This is a genomic window from Pseudomonas sp. CJQ_9, from assembly GCF_043106615.1.
GTDB lineage: Bacteria > Pseudomonadota > Gammaproteobacteria > Pseudomonadales > Pseudomonadaceae > Aquipseudomonas > Aquipseudomonas juntendi.
The window spans coordinates 15,329-39,579 of record NZ_JBICMS010000060.1 but is presented as its reverse complement, the minus strand read 5'-3'; the positions used below and the strand labels follow the sequence as shown (position 1 = coordinate 39,579).

The window sequence follows — 24,251 nt, the reverse complement described above, 5'->3', positions numbered from 1 at the left end:
CTACCAACGAGACAGTGACGCCTACTGGCGGCATAACCTGTTCGGCCCTTGGTGACGCGGTTAACCGCCACTTACTACGGCCTCGGCTGACTTCTGCACGCTCATCCCGTCGCCTCTCGACGCTCGGTAGCACAAAGGCAAACGTGCAGATCTCCCAGGGTAATTCGCGCGACCTTCCTGCTTATGCCTGTCGGATCTACGTCGCAGCGTTCCATGCAAGTATTGGGCTTTGGCGATTTGTGCCATCTCACCCCGCTGCGCCGCCTCTATCCGCTTCCTGTTCGTCAGGCCAGCATTTTGCCTCGGGCTTCCTTCAGATTCGCGGTCACCCGCGACACCCTTGCCTCTGGCTAACACTTCCCCTTGCCGGGTGTGTAGAGGACTTTCACCTCCAAGTCACCCGCTCGGCCACCACAGCCAAGCGGGTTGCGCTTGCGCGCAACGCGCCATGCCTGGCGCACACAAAAACGCCCCGACGGTATCGGGGCGTTCGTGAGCGACTGCCTTGGCTACTGGAACAAAGACTCGCTCGACAAGCCGTTCTTCTCCAGGATCTCGCGCAGGCGCTTAAGGCCTTCTACCTGAATCTGCCGCACCCGTTCGCGGGTCAGGCCAATCTCCAGCCCAACATCCTCCAAGGTGCTGCTTTCGTGCCCACGCAGCCCGAAGCGGCGTACCACCACCTCACGCTGCTTGTCGGTCAACTCGCCCAGCCACTGGTCGATGCTCTGCGACAGGTCGTCATCCTGCAGCAGTTCGCACGGGTCAGTGGGACGGTCGTCGGTCAAGGTATCGAGCAGCGTCTTGTCTGAATCCGGGCCGAGCGAAACGTCCACCGACGACACCCGCTCGTTCAGGCCGAGCATGCGCTTGACCTCGGCAACGGGCTTTTCCAGCAAGGTGGCGATTTCTTCCGGCGAGGGTTCGTGGTCGAGCTTCTGCGTCAACTCGCGCGCAGCGCGCAGGTAGACGTTAAGCTCCTTGACCACGTGGATCGGCAGGCGGATGGTACGGGTCTGGTTCATGATAGCCCGTTCGATGGTCTGGCGAATCCACCAGGTCGCATAGGTCGAGAAACGGAAACCGCGCTCCGGGTCGAACTTCTCCACCGCACGGATCAGGCCCAGATTGCCTTCCTCGATCAGGTCGAGCAACGACAGGCCACGGTTGACGTAACGACGGGCAATTTTCACAACCAGGCGAAGGTTGCTTTCAATCATGCGCTTGCGGCCGGCAGGATCACCTTTTTGCGACAGACGCGCAAAATGGACTTCCTCTTCCGGCGACAGCAGTGGCGAGAAACCGATCTCGTTGAGGTACAGCTGGGTGGCGTCTAGCGCCCGGGTGTAATCGATATACTTGTGTTGCTTGAGCGAAGAGCCCGACTTGGCCCTCGTCCGAACCGAAGATACAGCAGGTTCGTCTGACACCACATCCGTTTCCAAAACGATACCCGTCTCCATCAGGAGGACGTCATCGTCGATGTCAAACTCCGGCACTTCTTTACTGAGAGCCATTGTTATAGTCCTTTGCTGAGTTCGAACTCAGACTCGAGCGGCACCTTTATCCCTGGCAGCGCTTGAGCCTGTCCCCTCTACATCACAGGAACAGGCCGGGTACAACGGTCAACGACGTGGCAGGAACTGGAGCGGATCGACGGGTTTGCCCTGGCGGCGAATCTCGAAATGCAGCTTCACCCGATCAGTGCCCGTGGACCCCATTTCAGCAATCGACTGCCCTGCCTTGACCTGCTGCCCCTCCCGAACCAACAGCCTGCGGTTGTGACCGTAGGCACTGACGTAGGTATCGCTGTGCTTGATGATGATCAGCTCGCCGTAGCCCCTTAATCCACTCCCGGCGTAAACCACTGCACCATCAGACGCAGCAAAAACAGGCTGTCCCAAATCACCGGCGATATCAATGCCTTTATTCAAACTACCGTTTGAAGCAAATTTTCCAATCAGCACGCCATTGGCGGGCCAGGTCCAACCACCGACCGCGCGCTCTGCAGCGGGCACAGTGGCGACCACCGGCGCGCTGGTGGTGCCAGCCGGGGTAGCGGGTTTGCTGGAACCGGCCGGCGCCGTGACAGGCCGCCGCGTGACCGTGGTGCGGCTTGAGGAAGACGGGCTGGACACCACCGTGGTGCTGCTGCCGGCGCCGCTGCTGAACCGAATCGCCTGGCCCGGGCGGATGGTGTAGGGCGGCGCGATACCATTACGGGCGGCCAGCTCCTTGTAATCCCAACCATAACGGAAGGCGATGGAGAACAGGGTATCGCCAGGCTTGACGACGTATTGCCCGGAGGTCACCGTCGGGCGCTTGGGCGCACTGCTGTTGCGATCGACCACGCGCGCGCTGTTGCTGCCGGTGCTCGAGCAACCCACCAGTAGCGTGCCCATGGCCAATGCAATCACCAGAAGCTTGAAGCCCGAACCGTCCTTGCGCTGCCGAATGACTGTGTGACCCACCCGCGCTCCCCTCATGGTGCCGAAAAACGATATGAAGACAAGAAATGCAATATTGTTGCAATTATAACCAAGCGAGCCGGGATTGGCAGGCCGCCACCAGGCTGTTGCGCAGCGCCACTGCAAGCCATGCGCTAACGCCACGCCCCGCCTGATAGACAGGGCGGCGCCGCGAGAATTCGCCGCCCACGTAAAAATACCACTGGCCGCGTACCGGGGCTGCTCAGGCCAGCGGCCCGTTCAGCAACGGGACGAAACGTACGGCACCCAGTACACGACGGGAGAAGCCATGCTCTTCGCGGACGATCAGCATCAATTGCTGCGCTTCGCCCGCAGGCCCTACCGGTATGACCAGACGGCCACCGGGTGCCAGTTGGTCAAGCAGCGCCTGGGGCACTTCCGGCGCAACGGCGGTGACGATGATGCCGTTGTACGGTGCCAGCGCCGGCCACCCCTCGCAACCATCGCCCCAGCGGAACACCACGTTGCGCAGGTTCAGCTCCAGCAGGCGCTCCTTGGCTCGGTCCTGCAGCACCTTGATGCGCTCCACCGAGAATACCCGCTCGACCAACTGCGCCAGCACCGCCGTCTGGTAGCCGGAACCGGTGCCAATCTCCAGCACCTTGTCCAGCGGCCCGGCCTCAAGCAGCAACTCGCTCATGTGGGCAACCATGAATGGCTGCGAGATGGTCTGGTTGTGCCCGATTGGCAGTGCGGTGTCTTCGTAAGCGCGGTGCGCCAGCGCTTCGTCGACGAACAGGTGGCGCGGGGTGCGGCGGATCACGTCGAGCACCTGGGTGTTCGATACACCCTCTTCGCACAGGCGCTGGATCAGCCGCTCCCGGGTCCGTTGGGAGGTCATGCCGATGCCCCGCCGCAGCATATCGTCCTCGCGCATCAAAGCAGGCCCTCCAGCCAACCATCGAGCTGCTCGAAGGCATCACTGAAGGTGCGGTCGAGTTGCAGCGGGGTGATCGACACGTAACCCTGCATCACCGCATGGAAATCGGTGCCCGGGCCGCCGTCCTCGGCATCGCCGGCAACGGCGATCCAGTAGCCTTCCTTGCCGCGCGGGTTGACCACCTTGGTTGGCGCTGCAGCTCGTGCGCGGTGCCCCAGGCGGGTCAGCTGGATACCGCGGATGTGCGCCAACGGCAGGTTGGGAATGTTGACGTTGAGCACGGTACGCGGGGGCAGTGCCAGGCGCGGCTGCGCCTCGACCAGGCGCCGGGCGATATGCGCCGCGGTCGGCAGGTTGTCGGGCTGGCGCGAGAGCAGCGAGAACGCCAGGGAAGTCCCCCCAAGGAAACGCCCCTCCAGCGCCGCGGCGACCGTACCCGAATACAGTACGTCGTCCCCCAGGTTGGCGCCCAGGTTGATCCCCGACACGACCATGTCCGGGGTGTACGGCAACAGCCCGTTGAGCCCCAGGTGCACGCAGTCGGTCGGCGTACCGTTGAGGCTGATGAAGCCGTTGGCCAAGGTCTGCGGGTGCAGGGGCCGGTCCAGCGTCAGCGAACTGCTGGCGCCGCTCTTGTCTTGCTCCGGGGCAATTACCGCGCACTCGGCGTAATCCGCCAGCGCAGCGTGCAGCGCGGCGATCCCGGGTGCGGTAACACCGTCGTCGTTCGAAATCAGAATACGCATGGGCTGTCCGTCTGCCCTGCCGACACCAGATCCACGACTTCACGCACCACCACGGTGGCGAAGCATCCGGCCGGCAGGACGAATTCCAGTTGCAGGATATCAGGCTCGGGATAATGCCACGTAAGGCCGCCAATAGGGAGCCGCAGAATACGCCGTTCGTGATCCATGCCCGCCTGGGCCAGCCACTGGCACAGCGCCGGTTGCTGTTCGCCTACGGCATTTTCCAACTGCGCGGGGGCGGCGGCGGCGGGCGAACCGCCCGCACCCCACATCGGGCCAGTCGGGTGCAGGTCGAGAATGGCCAGGCGCGGGTCGGTACATTCCGCTTCACCAGCAGGGAAAAAGCTGCGGCTGTCGGTGAACGCCAGCAGATCGCCGACCTGCGCCCGGTTCCAACTGCCGTCGGCGACTCGTGCCGCCAGCACCTGGTTGAACAGGTAGCTGCGCCCGGCCGACAGCAGCCGTGAGCGCGTGTTGCGTTGCTCGGGCAAGGCCTTGCGCGCCGCCCAGTCCAGGGCGTCATGGACGTTGCCACCACCGTGACCGAAGCGTTGGCTGCCGAAGTAGTTGGGCACACCTTGTTGCTTGAGCAGTTGCAGCCGCGCATCCAGCGCCTGGTGATCGGCGTTCAGCGCGGTCAGGCGCAAGGTGAAGCCGTTGGCCGAATGCGCACCACGCTGCAGCTTGCGCTGGTGGCGCACCTGCTTGAGCACACGCAGGGTGGCATATTCGGCGCGTGACAGGTCCGGGTCGGCCTTGCCTGGCAGGTGCAGGCTGAACCACTGGCGGGTCAGCGCCTGGCGGTCCTTCAGCCCGGCATAGCTGATGCTGCGCACTGGCACGCCTGCGGCGCGAGCCAGGCGGCGGGCGGCTTCTTCGGTGTTGAGGTCACGCTTCTCGACCCACAACCACAGGTGCTCGCCCTGGCCAGACAACGGGATATCCAACACCTCGTCGACCTGGAAATCCTCGGCCACTGCCTTGAGCACGGCGGTGCCCAATACTTCGCCCGATGCACGCGGGCCCAGCAGTTGCAGTTCCGTCATGCTGGCAGCAGCAGGGCAACCGAATGCACGGCAATGCCCTCCTCGCGGCCGCAGAAACCGAGTTTTTCGGTGGTGGTGGCCTTGACGTTGACCTGGTCGAGTTCGACTTGCAGATCTTCGGCGATCAACTGCCGCATGGTTTCGATGTGCGGGGCCATTTTCGGCGCCTGGGCGACGATGGTGGCGTCGACGTTGCCGACCTTCCAACCCTTGGCGCGGACAATGCCCACCACGTGCCGCAACAGCGCGCGGCTGTCGGCGCCCTTGAACTGGGGGTCGGTATCGGGGAAGTGCTGGCCGATGTCACCCAGCGCTGCAGCGCCAAGCAAGGCATCGCTCAGGGCGTGCAGCAGCACGTCGCCGTCGGAATGGGCCAGCAGGCCGAATGTGTGCGGGATACGCACCCCGCCCAAGGTAATGAAATCACCGTCGCAGAAACGATGCACATCGTAGCCGTGGCCAATACGCATAAGAAAACGCCCTGAATGAGTCAGGGCGTGATTCTACCTGCTTTAGGCGCTAGTGGGGCTGGAGGTGATCGCCTCAAGATTTTTAGCGCCTATGCGATCGAGCGCCGCCCGAGCGGCGCTCGATCTCACAGACACCGAAAATGCAAAGCCCTACACCCGCCCCAGCGCCACCGCATGGTGGCGCAGGTGCTCTTCGATGAAGCTGGCAATGAAGTAGTAGCTGTGGTCATAGCCTGGTTGCAGGCGCAGGGTCAGCTCGTGGCCGCCTTTGCGTGCTGCCTGCTCCAGCGCTTCGGGCTTGAGCTGCTTTTCGAGGAAGTCGTCACGGTCGCCCTGGTCCACCAGCAACGGTGGGCACTCGCCAGCGGGTGTCTCGGCCAGCAGTACGCTGGCATCCCACTCGCGCCAGCGCGCGCGATCGTCACCCAGGTAGCGGCTGAAGGCTTTCTCGCCCCACGGGCAATCCATGGGGTTGCTGATCGGCGAAAACGCCGACACCGAGCGATAACGCCCCGGGTTGCGCAAAGCGCACACCAGCGCACCGTGCCCACCCATGGAATGGCCGCTGATGCTGCGCTCGGCCGAGGCCGGGAAATGCGCCTCGATCAACGCTGGCAGCTCCTCTACCACATAGTCATGCATGCGGTAGTGCTTGGCCCAGGGCTGCTGGGTGGCATTGAGGTAGAAGCCGGCCCCTAGGCCAAAGTCCCAGGCGCCGTCCGGGTCGCCAGGCACCTGCTCGCCACGCGGGCTGGTATCCGGCGCAACGATGATCAACCCCAGGTCGGCAGCCAGGCGCTGGGCGCCGGCCTTCTGCATGAAGTTCTCGTCGGTACAGGTCAGGCCGCTCAGCCAGTACAGCACCGGCAGCTTGGCGCCCTGCTCGGCTTGTGGCGGCAGGTACACGGCGAACACCATGTCGCAACCCAGCACGCTGGAATGGTGCCGGTAGCGTTTGTGCCAGCCGCCGAAGCTTTTCTGGCAAGAGATGTTATCCAGGCTCATGGCGCACCTCAGAAGTGGATGACGCTGCGAATGCTCTTGCCTTCATGCATCAGGTCGAAGGCCTTGTTGATGTCTTCCAGGCCCATGGTGTGGGTGATGAACGTATCCAGGGGAATCTCGCCTTTCTCGGACATTTCCACGTAGCTCGGCAACTCGCTGCGGCCACGCACGCCGCCGAACGCAGAGCCACGCCAGACCCGGCCGGTCACCAGCTGGAATGGCCGGGTGGCGATTTCCTGGCCGGCACCGGCCACGCCGATGATGACCGACTCGCCCCACCCTTTGTGGCAGCATTCCAGGGCAGCACGCATCAGTTGCACGTTACCGATACATTCGAAGGAGAAGTCCACGCCACCGTCGGTCAGGTCGACAATCACTTCCTGGATCGGGCGGTCGTAGTCTTTCGGGTTGATGCAGTCGGTGGCGCCCAGCTGACGGGCGATCTCGAACTTGGCCGGGTTGATGTCGATGGCGATGATGCGCGAGGCCTTGGCCTTCACCGCACCGATCACCGCCGACAGGCCGATGCCACCGAGGCCGAAGATGGCCACGGTGTCACCCGCCTTGACCTTGGCAGTGTTGAGCACGGCACCGATACCGGTAGTCACGCCGCAGCCCAGCAGGCAGACCTTTTCCAGAGGGGCTTCTTTCTGGATCTTGGCCACCGAGATTTCCGGCAACACCGTGTACTCGGAGAAGGTCGAGGTGCCCATGTAGTGGAACAGTTGCTGGCCTTTGTAGGAGAAGCGCGTGGTGCCGTCCGGCATCAGGCCCTTGCCTTGGGTAGCACGGATCGCCTGGCACAGGTTGGTCTTGCCCGACAGGCAGAACTTGCACTTGCCGCATTCCGGGGTGTAGAGCGGGATCACGTGGTCGCCCACGGCCAGCGAGGTCACGCCCTCGCCTACTGCTTCGACGATCGCACCGCCTTCATGGCCGAGAATGGATGGGAAGATGCCCTCCGGGTCGGCACCCGACAGGGTGTAGGCGTCGGTGTGGCAGACACCGCTGGCGACCACGCGCAGCAGCACTTCACCGGCCTTGGGCATGGCCACATCGACTTCGACGATTTCCAGGGGTTTCTTGGCTTCGAAGGCTACAGCAGCACGGGACTTGATCATCGAGGGTCTCCGGACAGAATGTCAGTTCAGACCGGCAGTGTAATTCACTACCTTTTGATGAATAATCCAGGCAAAGACAAAACATTATTGCCGTACAGGGATAATCATGAGCAACCGCTGGGAAGGCATCGATGAATTCGTGGCTGTGGCCGAATCGGGGCAGTTCACGGCTGCCGCCGAGCGCCTGGGGGTTTCGTCTTCACACATCAGCCGGCAGATCGCCAGGCTGGAAGAACGCTTGCAGACCCGCCTGCTGTACCGCAGTACCCGCCGCGTGACCTTGAGTGAAGCCGGGCAAACCTTTCTGCAGCATTGCCAGCGCCTGCAGGATGGCCGTGAAGAAGCCCTGCGCGCCATGGGTGACTTGGCCAGCGAGCCCAAGGGCCTGCTGCGCATGACCTGCGCGGTGGCCTATGGCGAGCGCTTCATCGTGCCGTTGGTCACCCGCTTCATGGCGTTGTACCCCCAGTTGCGCGTGGATGTGGAGTTGAACAACCACACCCTTGACCTGCTGCATGAAGGCATGGACCTGGCCATCCGCCTGGGCAGGCTGGCCGATTCGCGACTGGTGGCGACCCGCCTGGCGCCGCGGCGCATGTACCTGTGCGCATCGCCAGCCTATCTGGAGCGCTATGGCCGGCCGCACAGCCTGTCGGAACTGGCGCGACACAATTGCCTGATCGGCAGCTCGGATGCGTGGGCACTGCAGCAGGACGGCCGCGAGATCAGCCAGCGGGTGCAGGGCAACTGGCGTTGCAACAGTGGGCAGGCGGTTCTGGATGCAGCCTTGCAAGGCATGGGGCTGTGCCAGTTGCCGGACTATTACGTACTGGAGCACCTGCACAGCGGCGCGCTGGTGTCGTTGCTGGAGGGGCATCAACCGCCCAATACCGCGGTTTGGGCGCTGTACCCGCAACAGCGGCACCTGTCGCCGAAGGTGCGGCGGTTGGTGGACTATCTGAAGGAAGGGTTGGCGGGGTTGCCGGAGTATCGCGGGGCCTGATTGCAAAGGGGGCCGCTGCGCGGCCCAATCGCAGGCAAGCCAGCTCCCACAGGAGCCGCGATGCCTCAGGTCTGTGGGGTACCTGTGGGAGCTGGCTCGCCTGCGAATGGGCCGCGCAGCGGACCCGGCGATCTCAGCGTCTACCTGCCCAGCGCTGGCGCAACCACTCCAGGTCTTCCGGCCGGGTCACCTTGATGTTGTCGCTGCGCCCTTCGACCAGCCGCGGCGCCTGCCTGGACCATTCGATGGCAGAAGCTTCATCGGTCACGACGACATCCGACACCAGGCACTCGGCCAGCGCCCGGTGCAACGCCCCCAGGCGGAACATCTGCGGCGTGTAAGCCTGCCAGATGGTGCTGCGGTCAACGGTGGCGCTGACCCGGCCTTTGCCATCGGCACGCTTTAGCGTGTCGCGCGCCGGCACCGCCAGCAGGCCCCCCACCGGGTCATCCGCCAACTCCGCCAGCAGCTTGTCCAGGTCGCTACGCGCCAGGTTGGGCCGCGCAGCATCGTGCACCAGCACCCAGTCGCTGTCCGCCGCCCCTTGGGCATGCAGCAGCAGCAAGGCATTGAGTACCGAATCGGCGCGCTCGCGCCCGCCCGCCGCGCGCTGGATACGCGGGTCGCTGGCACAGCCCAGGGCAGGCCAGTAAGGGTCGTGTTCGGCAATGCTGACCACCACGCCGTTAAGCGTCGGGTGGCCAAGAAAACAGTCGAGGCTGTGCTCGAGAAGGGTCTGCCCTGCCAGCTCCAGATACTGCTTGGGGCGGTCGGCAGCCATGCGGGCGCCTACGCCGGCCGCTGGAATCACGGCCCAGAAGGCCGGTAAGGTATCGATCATTTCTGTGGCAACTGGAAGAGGGTTTCACCCTCCTTGACCATCCCCAATTCATGGCGAGCCCGCTCTTCAACGGTCTCCATGCCTTTTTTCAGCTCCAGCACTTCAGCATCGAGCACGCGATTACGCTCCAGCAGGCGCTCGTTTTCGGCGTGCTGCTCAGCAATCTGCTGCTTCAGCTCGGTCACTTGCGCCAGGCTGCCATTGCCGACCCACAGACGGTACTGCAGGCCACCCAGCAGCAGGAGCAGAATAAGGAACACCCAATAGGGACTGCGCATCACGTTATCCAGGTCAAAAAGGCTGCCGCGCATTTTACGGGAGCTCGAATAGCACGAAGCCTGGCCGAGGCCAGGCTTCGTTGACAGAAACCCGTTGGGAAGAAGGAAAGTTCAGTAAGAACGTTCCTACAACTCCGGCTGCTGCCTTTTTACCATCTCTTGCTTAGCCGCGAAACTCGGCACGACCACGGTAAACCGCTTTGGCGCCCAGTTGCTCTTCGATACGCAGCAGTTGGTTGTACTTGGATACGCGGTCGGAACGGCACAGCGAACCGGTCTTGATCTGGCCAGCAGCGGTACCTACGGCCAGGTCGGCAATGGTCGAGTCTTCGGTTTCACCGGAACGGTGCGAAATCACCGCGGTGTAGCCGGCAGCCTTGGCCATCTGGATGGCTTCGAGGGTTTCGGTCAGCGAGCCGATCTGGTTGAACTTGATCAGGATCGAGTTACCGATGCCCTTCTCGATGCCTTCCTTGAGAATCTTGGTGTTGGTCACGAACAGGTCGTCGCCAACCAGCTGAACCTTTTCACCGATCTTGTCAGTGAGGATTTTCCAGCCAGCCCAGTCCGACTCGTCCAGGCCATCTTCGATGGAGATGATCGGGAAGCGCTCGGTCAGGCCTTTGAGGTAGTCTGCGAAGCCTTCGGCATCGAACGACTTGCCTTCGCCGGACAGGTTGTACTTACCGTCTTCGTAGAATTCGGAAGCGGCGCAGTCCAGTGCCAGGGTCACGTCGGTGCCCAGTTTGTAGCCGGCTTTTTCGACGGCTTCGGCGATTGCACCCAGGGCATCTTCGTTGGACGCCAGGTTAGGGGCGAAGCCACCTTCGTCACCCACGGCAGTATTCAGGCCACGGGCCTTGAGCACAGCCTTGAGGTGGTGGAAGATTTCCGTGCCCATGCGCAGGCCGTCGGAGAAGGTCTTGGCGCCAACCGGCTGAACCATGAACTCCTGGATGTCGACGTTGTTGTCGGCGTGCTCGCCGCCGTTGATGATGTTCATCATCGGAACCGGCATGGAGTACTGGCCTGGGGTGCCGTTCAGGTTGGCGATGTGCGCGTACAGCGGCAGGTCCTGGTCCTGGGCAGCGGCCTTGGCGGCAGCCAGGGAAACGGCCAGGATGGCGTTGGCGCCCAGCTTGGCCTTGTTCTCGGTACCGTCCAGCTCGATCATGGCGCGGTCCAGGGCTTTCTGGTCAGCCGGGTCCTTGCCCAGCAGCAGGTCGCGGATAGGGCCATTGATGTTGGCGACAGCCTTCAGCACGCCCTTGCCCAGGTAACGGCTCTTGTCGCCATCACGCAGCTCCAGCGCTTCGCGCGAGCCGGTGGAAGCACCGGACGGCGCGCAAGCGCTGCCGATGATGCCGTTGTCGAGCAGTACATCGGCTTCCACGGTGGGGTTGCCACGCGAGTCGAGAACTTCACGACCTTTGATGTCGACGATTTTTGCCATTGTTGTAAGCACTCCAGAATTGACGAAAACAACGCAGCTTTAGGGAATTCTTGCCTTTCACCAGGCAGGGACGCAGCAGGCAGGCCTGGCAAAAGCAACCCCTGACCGAGTGGTCAGGGGTAGATCGGGGCGTACTTTACCCGAGAAATGAGCCTCGCGCGGACTTAACCGTCGGAAAACTCACCAAAGACCCGAAAAAATCAGGCCTTGTTCTTCTGCGCCAGGGCCGCCTTGACGAAGCCGCTGAACAGCGGATGACCGTCACGCGGGGTGGAGGTGAACTCCGGGTGGAACTGGCAGGCAACGAACCATGGGTGGTCTTTGGACTCGACCACTTCGACCAGCGCGCCGTCTTCGGAACGACCGGAAACCACCAGGCCGGCGTCAACCAGCTGCGGCAGCAGGTTGTTGTTGACCTCGTAACGGTGGCGGTGGCGCTCGGTGATCACGTCCTTGCCATAGCAGTCGTGCACCTTGGAGCCGGCTGCCAGCTGGCAGTCCTGTGCACCCAGGCGCATGGTGCCGCCCAGGTCGGAGGCCTCGTCACGGGTTTCGACCGCGCCGGTGGCATCGGCCCACTCGGTGATCAGGCCGACGACCGGGTGGCCGCTGTTGCGGTCGAACTCGGTGGAGTTGGCGTCTTTCCAGCCCATGACGTTACGGGCGAATTCGATCACCGCGACCTGCATGCCCAGGCAGATACCCAGGTACGGCACCTTGTTCTCACGGGCATATTGAACCGCAGTGATCTTGCCTTCCACGCCGCGCAGGCCGAAACCGCCGGGGACCAGGATGGCATCGGCACCCTCGAGCAGGCTGGTGCCTTGGTTCTCGATGTCTTCCGAGTCGATGTAGCGCAGGTTGACCTTGGTACGGTTGGTGATACCGGCGTGGCTCATCGCTTCGATCAGCGACTTGTACGCATCCAGCAGTTCCATGTACTTGCCGACCATGGCGATGGTCACTTCGTGCTCAGGGTTGAGCTTGGCATCGACCACCTTGTCCCACTCGGACAGGTCGGCACCGTTGCATTGCAGGCCGAAGCGCTCGACGACGAAGTCGTCCAGGCCCTGTGCGTGCAGCACACCCGGGATCTTGTAGATGGTGTCGACGTCTTCCAGCGAAATCACCGCACGCTCTTCAACGTTGGTGAACAGCGCGATCTTGCGGCGCGAGGAAGCATCGACCGGGTGGTCGGAACGGCAGATCAGCACGTCTGGCTGCAGGCCGATGGAGCGCAGCTCCTTGACCGAGTGCTGGGTCGGCTTGGTCTTGGTTTCGCCAGCGGTGGCGATGTACGGGACCAGGGTCAGGTGCATCAGCATGGCGCGCTTGGAACCCACTTCGACGCGCAGCTGGCGAATGGCCTCGAGGAATGGTTGCGACTCGATGTCGCCCACGGTACCGCCGATTTCCACCAGGGCCACGTCGGCGTCGCCAGCACCCTTGATGATGCGGCGCTTGATTTCGTCGGTGATGTGCGGAATGACCTGGATGGTCGCGCCCAGGTAATCACCACGGCGCTCTTTGCGCAGCACGTGCTCGTAGATACGGCCGGTGGTGAAGTTGTTGTTCTGGGTCATGGTGGTGCGGATGAACCGCTCGTAGTGGCCCAGGTCGAGGTCGGTCTCGGCGCCATCGTGGGTGACGAACACTTCACCATGCTGGAACGGGCTCATCGTGCCCGGGTCGACGTTGATGTACGGATCCAGCTTGAGCATGGTGACCTTCAGGCCCCGCGCTTCCAGGATGGCCGCCAGGGAAGCCGAGGCAATGCCTTTCCCCAATGAAGAAACAACACCGCCCGTGACGAATATGTAGCGCGTCATGAAAAACCCTAGAAGTCTGCGTTAAGGCGGCCAGCGCCGCCGGAGAAAGCGAAGGAAGGCCGAAGCCCCCGATCACCTGCGTCAATCACAGTGCATCTCGAACAACTGCCGCGTCTGTACAGACCAGGGGTATCCCCGGCATGGAGCTCGCTCGTCATTTCAGAATCAGCCCAGCAAAAAACTGCTTGGTAATCGGCAACTCCTGTGTTTTCGCGGAACCCACAGAAGCTGTATCAAGAAGGGAGGGTAGTCTACCCGAATGTACCCTTCAGCTCAAACCTTGCGCGTTCGTCGGTAACTGCCAGTGCAGCTGCCAACCCGCCTGCCCCAGCCCGGGCAAATTGGCCACTGCCAGCAGGCGCTCGCCCTGGTACAGCAAGGGCAGGCGCGAACGCAGGAAATGCGGCACCTGCTGCTCGTTGAGCAGGCGCTTGAGGTCGCGCCGGCCGCGCCCGGGCACCGCCAGTGTTTCGCCGCCCTGGCGGTAGCCAATCCACAGCCCGCCAACCCCGGCTGCGCCAACAAGCCGCACGTTACCGTTGCCCGGCAGTGGCAAAGGCACGCCTGGATCCGGCCAGGCCAGCTGACCGGCGGCTGGCTGCAGCCAGTCGCCACTCAGCCACCAGATGCGCCCTTGGCTACGCTGCAACTGCCCGTCGGCCAGCCGCCACACCGGCTGGGCATCGACCGCGGCATCGCGCAGGTCTGCCCAACCGGCCCAATGGCGGGTATCGGGCAGCCGCGTACGTTGGCTCAGCCAGTACTGCAAGGCGTTGCGCTGGCGCGCCGGCGACAGCGCCATCAGGGCAGCCAGGTCGAGGGAGGCCAGGCCCGGCCAGGCGGCAGGCGCCCCCTGCTGCGCGGTCACCAGATCGCCCTGGGCCAGTTCGTCGAGCAGGCCCAGCGCCTCGCCCAGATGATCGGCGGCACGGGCGAAATTCTGGCCAACCTGTGGCCAGCGCTGCTGCAACTGCGGTATCACCTCCCGGCGCAGAAAGTTGCGGGCAAAACGGGTGTCAGCGTTCGAAGGGTCGTTGATCCACGCCAGCCCGCGGGCCTGGGCATAGACCTGCAACTGCTGCCGGGCACAGCCCAGCAACGGCCTGACCAGCCTGCCCTGCCCTAGCGGCCGCTGCCCCGGCATGGCCGCCAGGCCACGCAGGCCGGTGCCGCGCAGCAAGCGCAACAGCAGGGTTTCGGCCTGGTCGTCACGGTGCTGGCCGGTGAACAGAATGTCGCCTGGACCGAGGGTTTGCTGGAAAGCCCCATAGCGGGCGTCGCGGGCCGCCTGTTCCAGGCTGGCGCCGGGCTTGACCTGAACGTGGATTACCTCAAGCGCGATGCCAAGACTGGCGCAGACGGCCTGGCAGTGGGCGGGCCAGGCGTCGGCGGCGGCCTGCAGGCCATGGTGGACATGAACCGCACGCAAGGGCGGCGCTGCGTGGCTGCGGGCGTAGTCGGCCAGCAGGTGCAGGAGGACGGTAGAGTCGAGGCCGCCGGAGAAGGCGATGTACCAGGTGGGGGCGTTGAGCCAGGGGGTGAGGTTGATCATGAAGGCCTCACATGGCTTGAGATCGCCGGGGGTGCTTTGCACCCCATTCGCCGGCAAACCAGCTGCCACACTATGAGACAGCGGGCTTGCCGGCGAATGGGCCGCAACGCAGCCCCCGGATCACATCACGGAATCAGAGCCCGTAGCTCATCAAGCGCTCGTAACGACGGGCCAGCAGCGCGTCATTGTCGAACTTGCCGAGCATGTCCAGCTGCTGCACCAGGTCAGCGCGGATGCTTTCCGACATCGCAGCCGGGTCACGGTGGGCGCCGCCCAGCGGCTCCTGGATGACCTTGTCGACGATGTTCAGGCTCTTCAGACGCTCGGCGGTAATACCCATGGCTTCGGCAGCATCGGCGGCCTTGTCGGCGGTCTTCCACAAGATCGAGGCGCAACCTTCTGGCGAGATCACCGAGTAGGTGGAGTACTGCAGCATGTTGAGCTGGTCGCAGACACCAATGGCCAGTGCACCGCCCGACCCACCTTCACCGATCACGGTGGCGATGATCGGGGTTTTCAGGCGCGCCATCACCCGCAGGTTCCAGGCGATGGCTTCGCTCTGGTTGCGCTCTTCGGCGTCGATGCCCGGGTAGGCACCTGGGGTGTCGATGAAGGTCAGGATCGGCATCTTGAAGCGCTCGGCCATTTCCATCAGGCGGCAGGCCTTGCGGTAACCTTCAGGGCGCGGCATACCGAAGTTGCGGCGCACCTTTTCGCGTACTTCGCGGCCTTTCTGGTGGCCGATAACCATGACCGGCTTGCCATCCAGGCGCGCAGTGCCGCCGACGATGGCAGCATCATCGGAGAAGTGGCGATCGCCGTGCAGCTCTTCGAACTCGGTGAAGATGTGCTCCAGGTAGTCCAGGGTGTAGGGACGACGTGGGTGACGCGCCAGGCGTGCAATCTGCCAGCTGGTCAGGTTGCCGAAGATGCTTTCGGTCAGGGTGTTGCTCTTGTCTTGCAGACGGGCAATTTCATCGCTGATGTTCAGCGAATTGTCGTTACCCACCAGGCGCAGGCCTTCGATCTTGGCTTGCAGGTCGGCAATCGGCTGTTCGAAATCGAGAAAATTCGGGTTCATAGTCATCCGTCTTGGGTCTACGGCCAGGCGGCCGGCCGGTTGATCCGTTTGGCGCCATACCTTAAGGGATCAGGCGCATTCAGGTCGAGATTAAATTTTTGTCGGTTCAACGATATTGCAGGAAGACGTTCTCACGTCCGAACTGGTCACGCAGTGCCTGAATCAGCCCATCGGCAGGGTCGATCGCCCACTGCTCGCCGAACTGCAACATGGCCTTGGCGTCACTGCCGGTGTACTCCAGCGTGATCGGGCAGGCCCCGCGGTGGCGGGTGATCAGTTCCCCCAGCCATTTCAGCCGGTCGCCCTTCAACGCTTCGTGCGCCACCTTCAGGCGCAGGCTTTCGGCCAGCTTGGTGCGCGCGTCTTCCATGGTCATGACCTGCTTGACCCGCAGGCGCAAGCCACCGGAGAAGTCGTCATTGCTGACCTCCCCTTCGACCACCACCATGGCGTCGGTCTGCAGCAACGACTGCGCCGCGATATAGGCGTCGGCGAACAACGAGGCCTCGATCCGCCCGGAGCGGTCGTCCAGGGTGACGAAGCCCATCTTGTCACCCTTCTTGTTCTTCATCACCCGCAGCGCAATGATCATGCCGGCGATGGTCTGGGTTTCACGCGACGGTTTGAGGTCGATGATGCGCTGGCGGGCGAAGCGGCGAATCTCGGTTTCGTACTCGTCGATCGGGTGGCCGGTCAGGTACAGCCCCAAGGTGTCCTTTTCGCCTTTCAGGCGTTCCTTGAGGGTCAGCTCGCGCACCTTGCGGTGGTTGGCGTAAACATCGACATCCGCCGCGTCGAACATGCCCCCGAACAAGTCGACATGACCACTGTCCGCGGTATGCGCGGCCTGCTCGGCGGCCTTGATGGCCTCACCCAGTGCCGAAAGCAAGGTCGCCCGGTTGATGTCGATATGGGCATGGTAGGCCTTGATTTCGTCATGGAAATGCGGGCCCAACCGGTCCAGCGCCCCACTGCGCACCAGCGCATCGAGGGTGCGCTTGTTGACCCGTTTGAGGTCGATGCGCTCACAGAAGTCGAACAGGTCCTTGAACGGCCCGCCCTGGGCACGGGCTTCGACGATGGCCTCTACCGGGCCTTCGCCAACGCCCTTGATAGCGCCCAGGCCGTAGACGATACGGCCGTCGTTGTTCACGGTGAACTTGAAATCGGAGAAGTTCACGTCCGGCGCATCCAGGCGCAGCTTCATGCTGCGCACCTCCTCCACCAGTACCACCACCTTGTCGGTGTTGTGCATGTCGGCCGACAGCACCGCCGCCATGAACGGTGCCGGGTAGTGGGTTTTCAGCCAGGCGGTCTGGTACGACACCAGGCCGTAGGCCGCGGAGTGGGATTTGTTGAAGCCGTAACCGGCGAACTTCTCTACCAGGTCGAAGATGTTGCCTGCCAGGTCCGCATCGATATTGTTGGCCACGCAGCCTTCGATGAAACCACCACGCTGCTTGGCCATTTCCTCGGGCTTTTTCTTGCCCATGGCCCGGCGCAGCATGTCGGCGCCGCCGAGGGTGTAGCCGGCCATCACCTGGGCAATCTGCATCACCTGTTCCTGGTACAGGATGATGCCGTAGGTGGGGGCCAGCACCGGCTTGAGGCCTTCGTACTGGTAGTCGGAGTGCGGGTAGGCCAGCTCGGCACGGCCGTGCTTGCGGTTGATGAAGTCGTCCACCATGCCCGACTGCAGCGGGCCGGGGCGGAACAGTGCCACCAGTGCGATGAGGTCTTCCAGGCAGTCGGGCTTGAGCTTCTTGATCAGCTCCTTCATGCCACGCGATTCAAGCTGGAATACCGCCGTGGTTTCGGCCTTCTGCAACAGCTCGTAGGTTTTGCGGTCGTCCAGCGGGATGAAGTCGATATTCACGTCGGGCAGGTTTTTCTTGGCCTGCTCGCGGTTGATGATCTCCATGGCCCACTTGATGATGGTCAGGGTACGCAGGCCGAGGAAGTCGAACTTCACCAGCCCGGCCGCCTCGACGTCATCCTTGTCGAACTGGGTTACCAGGCCGCCGCCTTCTTCGTCACAGGCGATCGGGGAGAAGTCGGTGAGCTTGGTCGGGGCGATCACCACGCCACCGGCGTGCTTGCCGGTACCCCGGGTCACACCTTCCAGCTTCAGCGCCATATCCCAGATCTCGCGGGCGTCCTCGTCACCCTTGAGGAAGTCACGCAGGATCTCTTCCTGCTCGTAGGCCTTCTCCAGGGTCATGCCCACTTCAAACGGAATCATCTTCGACAGGCGGTCGGCCAGGCCGTAGGACTTGCCCTGAACCCGTGCCACGTCGCGCACCACCGCCTTGGCAGCCATGGTGCCGAAGGTGATGATCTGGCTGACCGCGTTGCGGCCATAAGCCTCGGCCACATAGTCAATGACCCGGTCACGGCCGTCCATGCAGAAGTCGACGTCGAAGTCGGGCATGGAAATACGTTCAGGGTTGAGGAAGCGCTCGAACAGCAGGTCATAGGCCAGCGGGTCGAGGTCGGTGATCTTCAGCACATAGGCCACCAGCGACCCGGCGCCCGAACCACGGCCAGGGCCAACCGGCACGTCGTTGTTCTTGGCCCACTTGATGAAGTCCATAACGATCAGGAAGTAACCGGGGAAGCCCATCTGGATGATGATGTCCAGTTCGAACTTCAACCGGTCGAGGTAAACCTGGCGCTTCTCTTCATAATTGGGCGTGGTTTCCTTGGGCCACAGCACCGCCAGGCGCTCTTCCAGGCCTTCGTGGGACACGTGCCGCAGGTAGTCGTCGATGCCCATGCCGTTGGGCGTAGGGAAGTCGGGCAGGAAGTACTTGCCCAGCTGCACCTGGATGTTGCAACGCTTGGCGATTTCGACGGTGTTGGCGATGGCATCGGGCAGGTCACTGAACAGCTCGGCCATTTCCTCGGACGACTTGAGGTACTGCTGGTCGCTGTAGCAACGCGGCCGGCGGGGGTCGTCGAGGGTCCAGCCTTCACCGATACAAACCCGGGTTTCATGGGCGTCGAAGTCGGACTGCTTGATGAAACGCACGTCGTTGGTGGCCACCAGCGGCGCGCCCAACCTGTCGGCCAGGGCAACGGCAGCATGCACATACTCCTCGTCGCGGGCGCGGTTGGTGCGCTGCACTTCTACGTAGAAGCGCTCGGGGAACATGCCCATCCAGTCTTGCAGCAGGGCCTGGGCTTCGTCGTCACGGCCGGCCAGCAGGGCCATGCCGATGTCACCTTCCTTGCCGGCCGACAAGGCGATCAGGCCTTCGCTGGCTGGCGCGATCCATTCACGCTGAAGAATCACCAGGCCGTTGCGCTGGCCGTCGGTCCAACCGCGCGAGATCAGCTCGGTGAGGTTGCGATAGCCCTTGGGGTTCATGGCCAGCAGGCAGATACGCGACAGCGGCGCTTCCGGGTCGGCGCCGGCCAGCCACAGGTCGGCACCACAGATCGGTTTGATGCCGGCGCCCATGGCCGTCTTGTAGAACTTCACCAGCGAGCACATGTTGCTCTGGTCGGTGATGGCCACTGCTGGCATGTTCATCCCGGCCAGCGCCTTGGCCAGCGGCTTGATCCTCACCAGGCCGTCAACCAGCGAGAATTCGGAATGGACGCGCAGGTGAACGAAGGGAACCGACATGGGAGATCCTGTAGCAGTGCTGAACGACAAGGGCGGGATTGTAGCGTAATTGCGAGGGGGTTTTGGGGCTGCTTGTAGGAGCGGGTTTACCCGCGAATCATGCGCCGCGGTGGATGGCACCGGCTGTGCCGGTGTTCGCGGCTAAAGCCGCGCCTACAAGGGGCCCGCCCCATTGGTCAGATCAGGGAATCGATAACGCCTTCACGCGCTTCCCAGGCCGCCCGCACCGGGGCGAAGGAACGCCGATGAATGGGCGTAGGCCCAAGCCGGGCCAAGGCCTCCAGATGCACCGGCGTGGGGTAGCCCTTGTGCCCGCCGATACCGTAACCCGGGTAGATCAGCTCGAACGCGCTCATTTCGCGGTCACGGCTGACCTTGGCAAGAATCGATGCTGCCGCAATCGCCGGGACCTGGCTATCGCCCTTGACCACTGGCGCTGCCGGCACGGCCAGTTTCGGGCAGCGGTTGCCGTCGATCAGCGCCAGCTTCGGTGGAACGTGCAGGCCTTCGACCGCGCGCTGCATGGCCAGCATGGTGGCCTGCAGGATATTGAGCCGGTCGATTTCCTCGACCTCGGCACGGGCGATACAGAAACTCAGGGCCTTTTCGCAAATCTCGTCGAACAGCGCTTCGCGCTTGGCTTGCGTGAGTTTCTTCGAATCGTTCAGGCCGAGGATCGGCCGGGTTGGGTCGAGGATCACCGCTGCCGTTACCACCGCACCGCACAGCGGGCCACGGCCCACTTCGTCAACGCCGGCGACCAGGTCTTCGACCAGGTTGAAGTCCAGTCCAAATTGCATGTCAGCGGTCCTTGAGCAGGGCCAGCACCGCCTCGGCCGCCTGATTGGAGGCGTCGCGGCGCAGGGTGCGGTGAATTTCGTCGAAACGCTCGGTCTGCCGGCTACCATCGCGCAACAGCGGTACCAGGGTATTGGCCAACGCCTCGCTGGTGGCAGCGTCTTGCAGCAGCTCAGGTACCAGCTCACGCTGCGCCAACAGGTTGGGCAACGACACGTAGGGGCTTTTCACCAGCCGCTTGAGAATCCAGTAGGTCAGCGGCGCCAGGCGGTAAGCCACCACCATCGGCCGCTTGTACAGCAGGGCTTCGAGGGTGGCGGTACCCGAGGCGATCAACACCGCGTCGCAGGCGGCCAGGGCCTGGTGCGACTGGCCATCAAGCAGCATCAGCGGCAACTGCCGCCCTTCGAGCATCTGCTCGACCTGCGCGCGCCGCGCCGCGTTGGCACACGGCAGTACGAAGCGCACGCCCGGTACGTGGTGGCACAGGCGCTCGGCAGCATCGAGGAACAACGCCCCCAAGCGGCCAACCTCGCCGCCGCGGCTGCCCGGCATCAGGGCCACCACCGGGCCCTCGCCCAGGCCCAGGGCGGCACGCGCAGCTGCGCGGTCGGCTTGCAGCGGGATGGTGTCGGCCAGCGGGTGGCCGACAAAGCGCACCGGCACGCCCTGCTCTTCATAGAACCGCGCCTCGAACGGCAGCAGGGTCAGCATCAGGTCGCAGCCTTCGCGGATCTTCAGCACCCGCTTCTGCCGCCAGGCCCAGACCGACGGGCTGACGTAGTGCACGGTCTTGATCCCGGCCTGCCGCAGTTTCAGCTCGATGTTGAGGGTAAAGTCAGGCGCATCGATACCGATGAACACATCCGGCTTTTCATCGATCAGGGTCTGGATCAGCAGTTTGCGCCGCTTGAGCAGCTCGCGCAGGCGCCCCAGCACCTCCACCAGGCCCATGACCGCCAGGCGTTCCATTGGGAAATAGGATTGCAGGCCTTCGGCTTCCATCAAGGGGCCGCCTACCCCGATAAAGCGTATGTCGGGGTGCCGCTCGCTGAGGGCACGCATCAGGCCTGAACCCAGAATATCGCCGCTGGCCTCACCGGCAACCAGCGCTACGCAAAGCCGGGCCATGTCAGCGGGTGATGCCGCGGGCGGAGTTCACGATCGACTGGCGGAACAGCTCGACCTCAGGGTGCAGCGCGGCAGGCTCGGCCAGCTCCTTGAGTGCGTCTTCGACGGTAAGGCCTTGACGATAGACAATCTTGTAACAACGGCGCAGCACGTGGATCACTTCGGCGCTGAACCCGCGCCGGCGCATGCCTTCGAAGTTCATGCTGCGGGCTTCGGCCGGGCTACCGAACACGGTCACAAAGGCCGGTACGTCCTTGCCGATCGCCGTACCCATGCCGGAAAACGCGTGGGCACCGATATGGCAGTACTGGTGCACCAGGGTGTAGCCGGACAGGATCGCCCAGTCCCCCACATGCACATGCCCGGCGAGGGCCGTGTTGTTGACCAGAATGCAGTGGTTGCCGATGACGCTGTCATGGCCGATGTGGGCATAAGCCATGATCAGGTTGTGGTCACCCAGGGTGGTTTCGGCACGGTCCTGGATGGTCCCGCGGTGAATGGTCACCCCTTCGCGAATCACGTTGTGGTCGCCAATCACCAGGCGCGTCGGCTCACCCTTGTACTTGAGGTCCGGGGTGTCTTCACCAATCGACGAAAACTGAAAGATACGGTTGTGCTTGCCGATACGGGTCGGCCCCTTCAACACAACATGCGGGCCGATAACGGTGCCCTCCCCGACCTCGACATCGGGGCCCACGATCGACCAAGGGCCCACCTCGACACCGTCGGCGAGCTTGGCCGAGGGATCGATGATGGCCCGAGGATCAATCGAATTCATAGGGAGCGTTCCGCGCAGGTGATTTCTGCCGAGCACACCGGCTTGCCGTCGACCAGGGCGCGGCATTCGAACTTCCAGATCATGCTCTTGCGGCTGAGGAACTTGGCTTCCAGCACCAACTGGTCACCCGGCAGCACCGGCTGACGGAAACGCAGCTTGTCGGAGCCGACGAAGTAATACAGGGTGCCATCGGCAGGCTTGGCATCGAGCATCTTGAAACCCAGGATACCGGCCGCCTGGGCCATGGCTTCGATGATCAGGACGCCCGGCATGATCGGGTGCGCCGGGAAATGGCCATTGAAGAACGGCTCGTTGATGCTGACATTCTTGTAGGCACGAATGCTCTGGGCCTCGTAGTCCAGCTCCGTCACGCGGTCCACCAGCAGGAACGGGTAACGGTGAGGCAGGTATTCGCGAATCTCGTTGATGTCCATCATTTCGGGGGGGAAGCCTGTAATAAGAATAGGGAGCGCAGGTGCTGACCGCACGCTCCTTTTGCAATCCAAAGAGGAGCCAGCTAGCGACTGTTCACTCTTGCTCAGGGAATGGTATCAGCCTTCTGATGCCGGCTGGCCACCTGAGGTCACGGTATCGACGCGTTTTTCCAGCTGCTGGAGGCGCTTGGCCATATCGTCCAGGTGGCGGATACGCGCGGCGCTCTTGCGCCAGTCAGCCAATGGCTGCATGGCCGTACCGGAAGAATAGGAGCCCGGCTCGGTGATCGAGCGGGTAACCATGGTCATTCCGGAAATGAATACGTTATCGCAAATATCAATGTGCCCCACCAACCCCACGCCACCCGCCAGCATGCAGTGCTTGCCGATGCGCGTGCTGCCGGAAATACCGACACACGCAGCCATGGCGGTGTGGTCGCCGATCTGCACGTTGTGGGCGATCTGGATCTGGTTATCCAGTTTGACCCCATTGCCGATGCGGGTGTCCGACAACGCACCACGGTCGACCGCCGTGTTGACGCCGATTTCCACATCATCGCCGATGGTAACGCCACCAATCTGGGCGATCTTGCGCCAGATGCCCTTCTCGTTGGCGAAGCCGAAGCCCTCGCCGCCGATCACCGCACCCGACTGGATGACCACGCGCTTGCCGATGGTGACATCGTGATACAACGTGACCCTCGGTGCCAGCCAGCCGCCTTCACCCACCACGCAACGGGCACCAATGAAGCAATGTGCACCAATGCTCACGTTGGCGCCGATACGGGCGCCACTTTCGATGACCGCGAACGGCCCGATGCTGGCGCTGGCATCTACCTGAGCATCCTCGGCCACCACGGCGCTGGGATGTATTCCCGCCACAGCCTTGGGTTTCGGATCGAACAGGTGGGAAATGCGCGCATAAGCCAGGTACGGGTCGGCCACGACCAGGGCATTGCCGGCAAAGCTTTCGGCGTCCGCGGCCTTGAGCAGCACCGCGCCGGCCTGGCAGTTATCCAGGTACTTGCGGTACTGCGGGTTGGCCAGGAAGGTCAACTGCCCGGGGCCAGCCTCTTGCAAGGTGGCCAGCCCGGTAATCTGCAGCGCCTCGGGCCCCTGCAGGGTGGCACCGAGGGCCTCGGCCAGTTGGCCTAGCGTCATGGTCACACTCATATCAACGGGCTTGGTTCATGCGCTCGATGACCTGGCGGGTGATGTCGTACTGGGGTTTGACATCGATAACCGCGCCACGCTCGAGAACCAGGTCGTAACCGCCTTTCTTGATCACTTCCTCAACAGCGCCATCCAGCTTCGGCTTCAGCTGCTTGAGCATGTCACGGTCGGCAACGGCCTTGGCTTCGTTCAGTTCCTTGGACTGGAACTGGAAATCGCGGGCTTTTTGCTTGAACTCGAGCTCCAGGCGCTCACGCTCCTGCTGCTGCATCTTGTCGCCGCCCTTGATCAGGCGGTCCTGGATACCCTTGGCGCTGCTTTCCAGGCTTTTCAGCTTGGTCAGTTGCGGGCCGAATTTCTTCTCGGCATCCACCGCGTACTTCTTGGCGGCGTCCGATTCCAGCAGGGCCATCTGATAGTTCAGCACGGCAACCTTCATTTCGGCGAAAGCCGGGGTGGCGACCAGCGCCGCGGCCACTACGGCCAGTTGAGCCAATTTACGCACGATGCAC

At 63.0% G+C, this 24,251-nt stretch carries 22 protein-coding genes; 1 reads left to right on the top strand and 21 read right to left on the bottom strand.

From position 1 onward, the window contains the following. Positions 1-509: 509 nt before the first annotated feature. From rpoS to ACF8SD_RS11355, 8 genes are all read right to left on the bottom strand, one after another. Positions 510-1,517 (bottom strand): RNA polymerase sigma factor RpoS, encoded by a 1,008-nt coding sequence (rpoS, locus tag ACF8SD_RS11390; protein WP_009686059.1) that lies wholly within the window; start codon positions 1,515-1,517, stop codon positions 510-512. A 108-nt stretch (positions 1,518-1,625) separates the two neighbouring features. Continuing rightward, positions 1,626-2,471, bottom strand: a complete 846-nt coding sequence (locus tag ACF8SD_RS11385; RefSeq protein WP_047150205.1) for a peptidoglycan DD-metalloendopeptidase family protein — start codon at positions 2,469-2,471, stop codon at positions 1,626-1,628. 220 nt (positions 2,472-2,691) lie between these two features. Then, the gene (locus ACF8SD_RS11380) at positions 2,692-3,330 is read right to left on the bottom strand and encodes a protein-L-isoaspartate(D-aspartate) O-methyltransferase (RefSeq protein WP_009686062.1); all 639 of its coding nucleotides are present in this window, start codon (positions 3,328-3,330) and stop codon (positions 2,692-2,694) included. Positions 3,331-3,365: 35 nt separating this feature from the next. Then, complete coding sequence (gene surE / locus ACF8SD_RS11375) at positions 3,366-4,115, bottom strand: 5'/3'-nucleotidase SurE (protein ID WP_392484357.1); 750 nt, start codon at positions 4,113-4,115, stop codon at positions 3,366-3,368. After that, positions 4,103-5,161, bottom strand: a complete 1,059-nt coding sequence (gene truD, locus ACF8SD_RS11370; protein ID WP_392484356.1) for a tRNA pseudouridine(13) synthase TruD — start codon at positions 5,159-5,161, stop codon at positions 4,103-4,105. Before truD ends, surE begins: the two co-directional genes overlap by 13 nt. Further along, positions 5,158-5,631 carry a 2-C-methyl-D-erythritol 2,4-cyclodiphosphate synthase gene (gene ispF / locus ACF8SD_RS11365; RefSeq protein ID WP_392484355.1) on the bottom strand — a complete coding sequence of 158 codons (474 nt, stop codon included), beginning with the start codon at positions 5,629-5,631 and terminating at the stop codon, positions 5,158-5,160. The genes truD and ispF overlap by 4 nt, the downstream gene beginning before the upstream one ends. 150 nt (positions 5,632-5,781) lie before the next feature. Further along, positions 5,782-6,636 (bottom strand): S-formylglutathione hydrolase, encoded by an 855-nt coding sequence (gene fghA / locus ACF8SD_RS11360; protein WP_392484354.1) that lies wholly within the window; start codon positions 6,634-6,636, stop codon positions 5,782-5,784. Positions 6,637-6,644: 8 nt separating this feature from the next. Next, positions 6,645-7,757, bottom strand: a complete 1,113-nt coding sequence (locus tag ACF8SD_RS11355) for an S-(hydroxymethyl)glutathione dehydrogenase/class III alcohol dehydrogenase (RefSeq protein ID WP_060480139.1) — start codon at positions 7,755-7,757, stop codon at positions 6,645-6,647. Positions 7,758-7,863: 106 nt separating this feature from the next. On the opposite strand from ACF8SD_RS11355, the gene ACF8SD_RS11350 reads away from it, so the two are divergent. Next, positions 7,864-8,760: a LysR substrate-binding domain-containing protein gene (locus ACF8SD_RS11350; protein WP_047150206.1), complete on the top strand. Its 897-nt coding sequence runs from the start codon at positions 7,864-7,866 to the stop codon at positions 8,758-8,760. A gap of 133 nt (positions 8,761-8,893) precedes the next feature. Here ACF8SD_RS11350 and ispD read toward each other — a convergent pair whose 3' ends face one another. From ispD to ACF8SD_RS11285, 13 genes are all read right to left on the bottom strand, one after another. Beyond that, entirely contained in the window at positions 8,894-9,601 is a 708-nt protein-coding gene (ispD, locus tag ACF8SD_RS11345; RefSeq protein ID WP_392484353.1) for a 2-C-methyl-D-erythritol 4-phosphate cytidylyltransferase, read from the bottom strand. Next, entirely contained in the window at positions 9,598-9,879 is a 282-nt protein-coding gene (gene ftsB / locus ACF8SD_RS11340; protein WP_009686932.1) for a cell division protein FtsB, read from the bottom strand. Before ftsB ends, ispD begins: the two co-directional genes overlap by 4 nt. Positions 9,880-10,042: 163 nt before the next feature. Next, on the bottom strand, positions 10,043-11,332 hold the full coding sequence (eno, locus tag ACF8SD_RS11335) for a phosphopyruvate hydratase (RefSeq protein ID WP_054890065.1): 1,290 nt from the start codon (positions 11,330-11,332) through the stop codon (positions 10,043-10,045). 200 nt (positions 11,333-11,532) lie between these two features. Further along, the gene (locus tag ACF8SD_RS11330; RefSeq protein WP_012270851.1) at positions 11,533-13,161 is read right to left on the bottom strand and encodes a CTP synthase; all 1,629 of its coding nucleotides are present in this window, start codon (positions 13,159-13,161) and stop codon (positions 11,533-11,535) included. 268 nt (positions 13,162-13,429) lie between these two features. After that, positions 13,430-14,713, bottom strand: a complete 1,284-nt coding sequence (gene tilS / locus ACF8SD_RS11325) for a tRNA lysidine(34) synthetase TilS (protein WP_173887796.1) — start codon at positions 14,711-14,713, stop codon at positions 13,430-13,432. Positions 14,714-14,846: 133 nt separating this feature from the next. Continuing rightward, positions 14,847-15,794: an acetyl-CoA carboxylase carboxyltransferase subunit alpha gene (locus ACF8SD_RS11320; RefSeq protein ID WP_009686937.1), complete on the bottom strand. Its 948-nt coding sequence runs from the start codon at positions 15,792-15,794 to the stop codon at positions 14,847-14,849. Between the two features lie 106 nt (positions 15,795-15,900). Beyond that, the gene (gene dnaE / locus ACF8SD_RS11315) at positions 15,901-19,425 is read right to left on the bottom strand and encodes a DNA polymerase III subunit alpha (RefSeq protein WP_173887795.1); all 3,525 of its coding nucleotides are present in this window, start codon (positions 19,423-19,425) and stop codon (positions 15,901-15,903) included. 176 nt (positions 19,426-19,601) lie between these two features. Continuing rightward, positions 19,602-20,225, bottom strand: a complete 624-nt coding sequence (gene rnhB, locus ACF8SD_RS11310; RefSeq protein WP_173887794.1) for a ribonuclease HII — start codon at positions 20,223-20,225, stop codon at positions 19,602-19,604. Position 20,226: 1 nt separating this feature from the next. Beyond that, positions 20,227-21,354 (bottom strand): lipid-A-disaccharide synthase, encoded by a 1,128-nt coding sequence (lpxB, locus tag ACF8SD_RS11305; protein WP_392484352.1) that lies wholly within the window; start codon positions 21,352-21,354, stop codon positions 20,227-20,229. A 1-nt stretch (position 21,355) separates the two neighbouring features. Continuing rightward, a complete protein-coding gene (gene lpxA, locus ACF8SD_RS11300) occupies positions 21,356-22,132 on the bottom strand; it encodes an acyl-ACP--UDP-N-acetylglucosamine O-acyltransferase (RefSeq protein WP_009686941.1) in 777 nt (258 codons plus the stop codon). Next, a complete protein-coding gene (gene fabZ, locus ACF8SD_RS11295) occupies positions 22,129-22,569 on the bottom strand; it encodes a 3-hydroxyacyl-ACP dehydratase FabZ (protein WP_004375427.1) in 441 nt (146 codons plus the stop codon). Before fabZ ends, lpxA begins: the two co-directional genes overlap by 4 nt. Before the next feature lie 114 nt (positions 22,570-22,683). Then, entirely contained in the window at positions 22,684-23,739 is a 1,056-nt protein-coding gene (gene lpxD, locus ACF8SD_RS11290) for a UDP-3-O-(3-hydroxymyristoyl)glucosamine N-acyltransferase (protein WP_173887792.1), read from the bottom strand. 1 nt (position 23,740) lies between these two features. Then, positions 23,741-24,244, bottom strand: coding sequence for an OmpH family outer membrane protein (locus ACF8SD_RS11285; protein WP_003252311.1), 504 nt, complete (start codon positions 24,242-24,244; stop codon positions 23,741-23,743). Positions 24,245-24,251: the final 7 nt, after the last annotated feature.

What these genes read in the sequence shown, in the direction of transcription:
- ACF8SD_RS11355 (WP_060480139.1), bottom strand. Translation starts at nt 7,757, where the DNA reads ATGATCAAGTCCCGTGCTGCTGTAGCCTTCGAAGCCAAGAAACCCCTG.
- ftsB (WP_009686932.1), bottom strand. Translation starts at nt 9,879, where the DNA reads ATGCGCAGTCCCTATTGGGTGTTCCTTATTCTGCTCCTGCTGCTGGGT.
- lpxA (WP_009686941.1), bottom strand. Translation starts at nt 22,132, where the DNA reads ATGAATTCGATTGATCCTCGGGCCATCATCGATCCCTCGGCCAAGCTC.
- ACF8SD_RS11350 (WP_047150206.1), top strand. Translation starts at nt 7,864, where the DNA reads ATGAGCAACCGCTGGGAAGGCATCGATGAATTCGTGGCTGTGGCCGAA.
- rnhB (WP_173887794.1), bottom strand. Translation starts at nt 20,225, where the DNA reads ATGCAATTTGGACTGGACTTCAACCTGGTCGAAGACCTGGTCGCCGGC.
- ACF8SD_RS11330 (WP_012270851.1), bottom strand. Translation starts at nt 13,161, where the DNA reads ATGACGCGCTACATATTCGTCACGGGCGGTGTTGTTTCTTCATTGGGG.
- ispD (WP_392484353.1), bottom strand. Translation starts at nt 9,601, where the DNA reads ATGATCGATACCTTACCGGCCTTCTGGGCCGTGATTCCAGCGGCCGGC.
- ACF8SD_RS11380 (WP_009686062.1), bottom strand. Translation starts at nt 3,330, where the DNA reads ATGACCTCCCAACGGACCCGGGAGCGGCTGATCCAGCGCCTGTGCGAA.
- lpxD (WP_173887792.1), bottom strand. Translation starts at nt 23,739, where the DNA reads ATGAGTGTGACCATGACGCTAGGCCAACTGGCCGAGGCCCTCGGTGCC.
- tilS (WP_173887796.1), bottom strand. Translation starts at nt 14,713, where the DNA reads ATGATCAACCTCACCCCCTGGCTCAACGCCCCCACCTGGTACATCGCC.
- ACF8SD_RS11320 (WP_009686937.1), bottom strand. Translation starts at nt 15,794, where the DNA reads ATGAACCCGAATTTTCTCGATTTCGAACAGCCGATTGCCGACCTGCAA.
- truD (WP_392484356.1), bottom strand. Translation starts at nt 5,161, where the DNA reads ATGACGGAACTGCAACTGCTGGGCCCGCGTGCATCGGGCGAAGTATTG.
- surE (WP_392484357.1), bottom strand. Translation starts at nt 4,115, where the DNA reads ATGCGTATTCTGATTTCGAACGACGACGGTGTTACCGCACCCGGGATC.
- fghA (WP_392484354.1), bottom strand. Translation starts at nt 6,636, where the DNA reads ATGAGCCTGGATAACATCTCTTGCCAGAAAAGCTTCGGCGGCTGGCAC.
- eno (WP_054890065.1), bottom strand. Translation starts at nt 11,332, where the DNA reads ATGGCAAAAATCGTCGACATCAAAGGTCGTGAAGTTCTCGACTCGCGT.
- rpoS (WP_009686059.1), bottom strand. Translation starts at nt 1,517, where the DNA reads ATGGCTCTCAGTAAAGAAGTGCCGGAGTTTGACATCGACGATGACGTC.
- ispF (WP_392484355.1), bottom strand. Translation starts at nt 5,631, where the DNA reads ATGCGTATTGGCCACGGCTACGATGTGCATCGTTTCTGCGACGGTGAT.
- fabZ (WP_004375427.1), bottom strand. Translation starts at nt 22,569, where the DNA reads ATGATGGACATCAACGAGATTCGCGAATACCTGCCTCACCGTTACCCG.
- lpxB (WP_392484352.1), bottom strand. Translation starts at nt 21,354, where the DNA reads ATGGCCCGGCTTTGCGTAGCGCTGGTTGCCGGTGAGGCCAGCGGCGAT.
- dnaE (WP_173887795.1), bottom strand. Translation starts at nt 19,425, where the DNA reads ATGTCGGTTCCCTTCGTTCACCTGCGCGTCCATTCCGAATTCTCGCTG.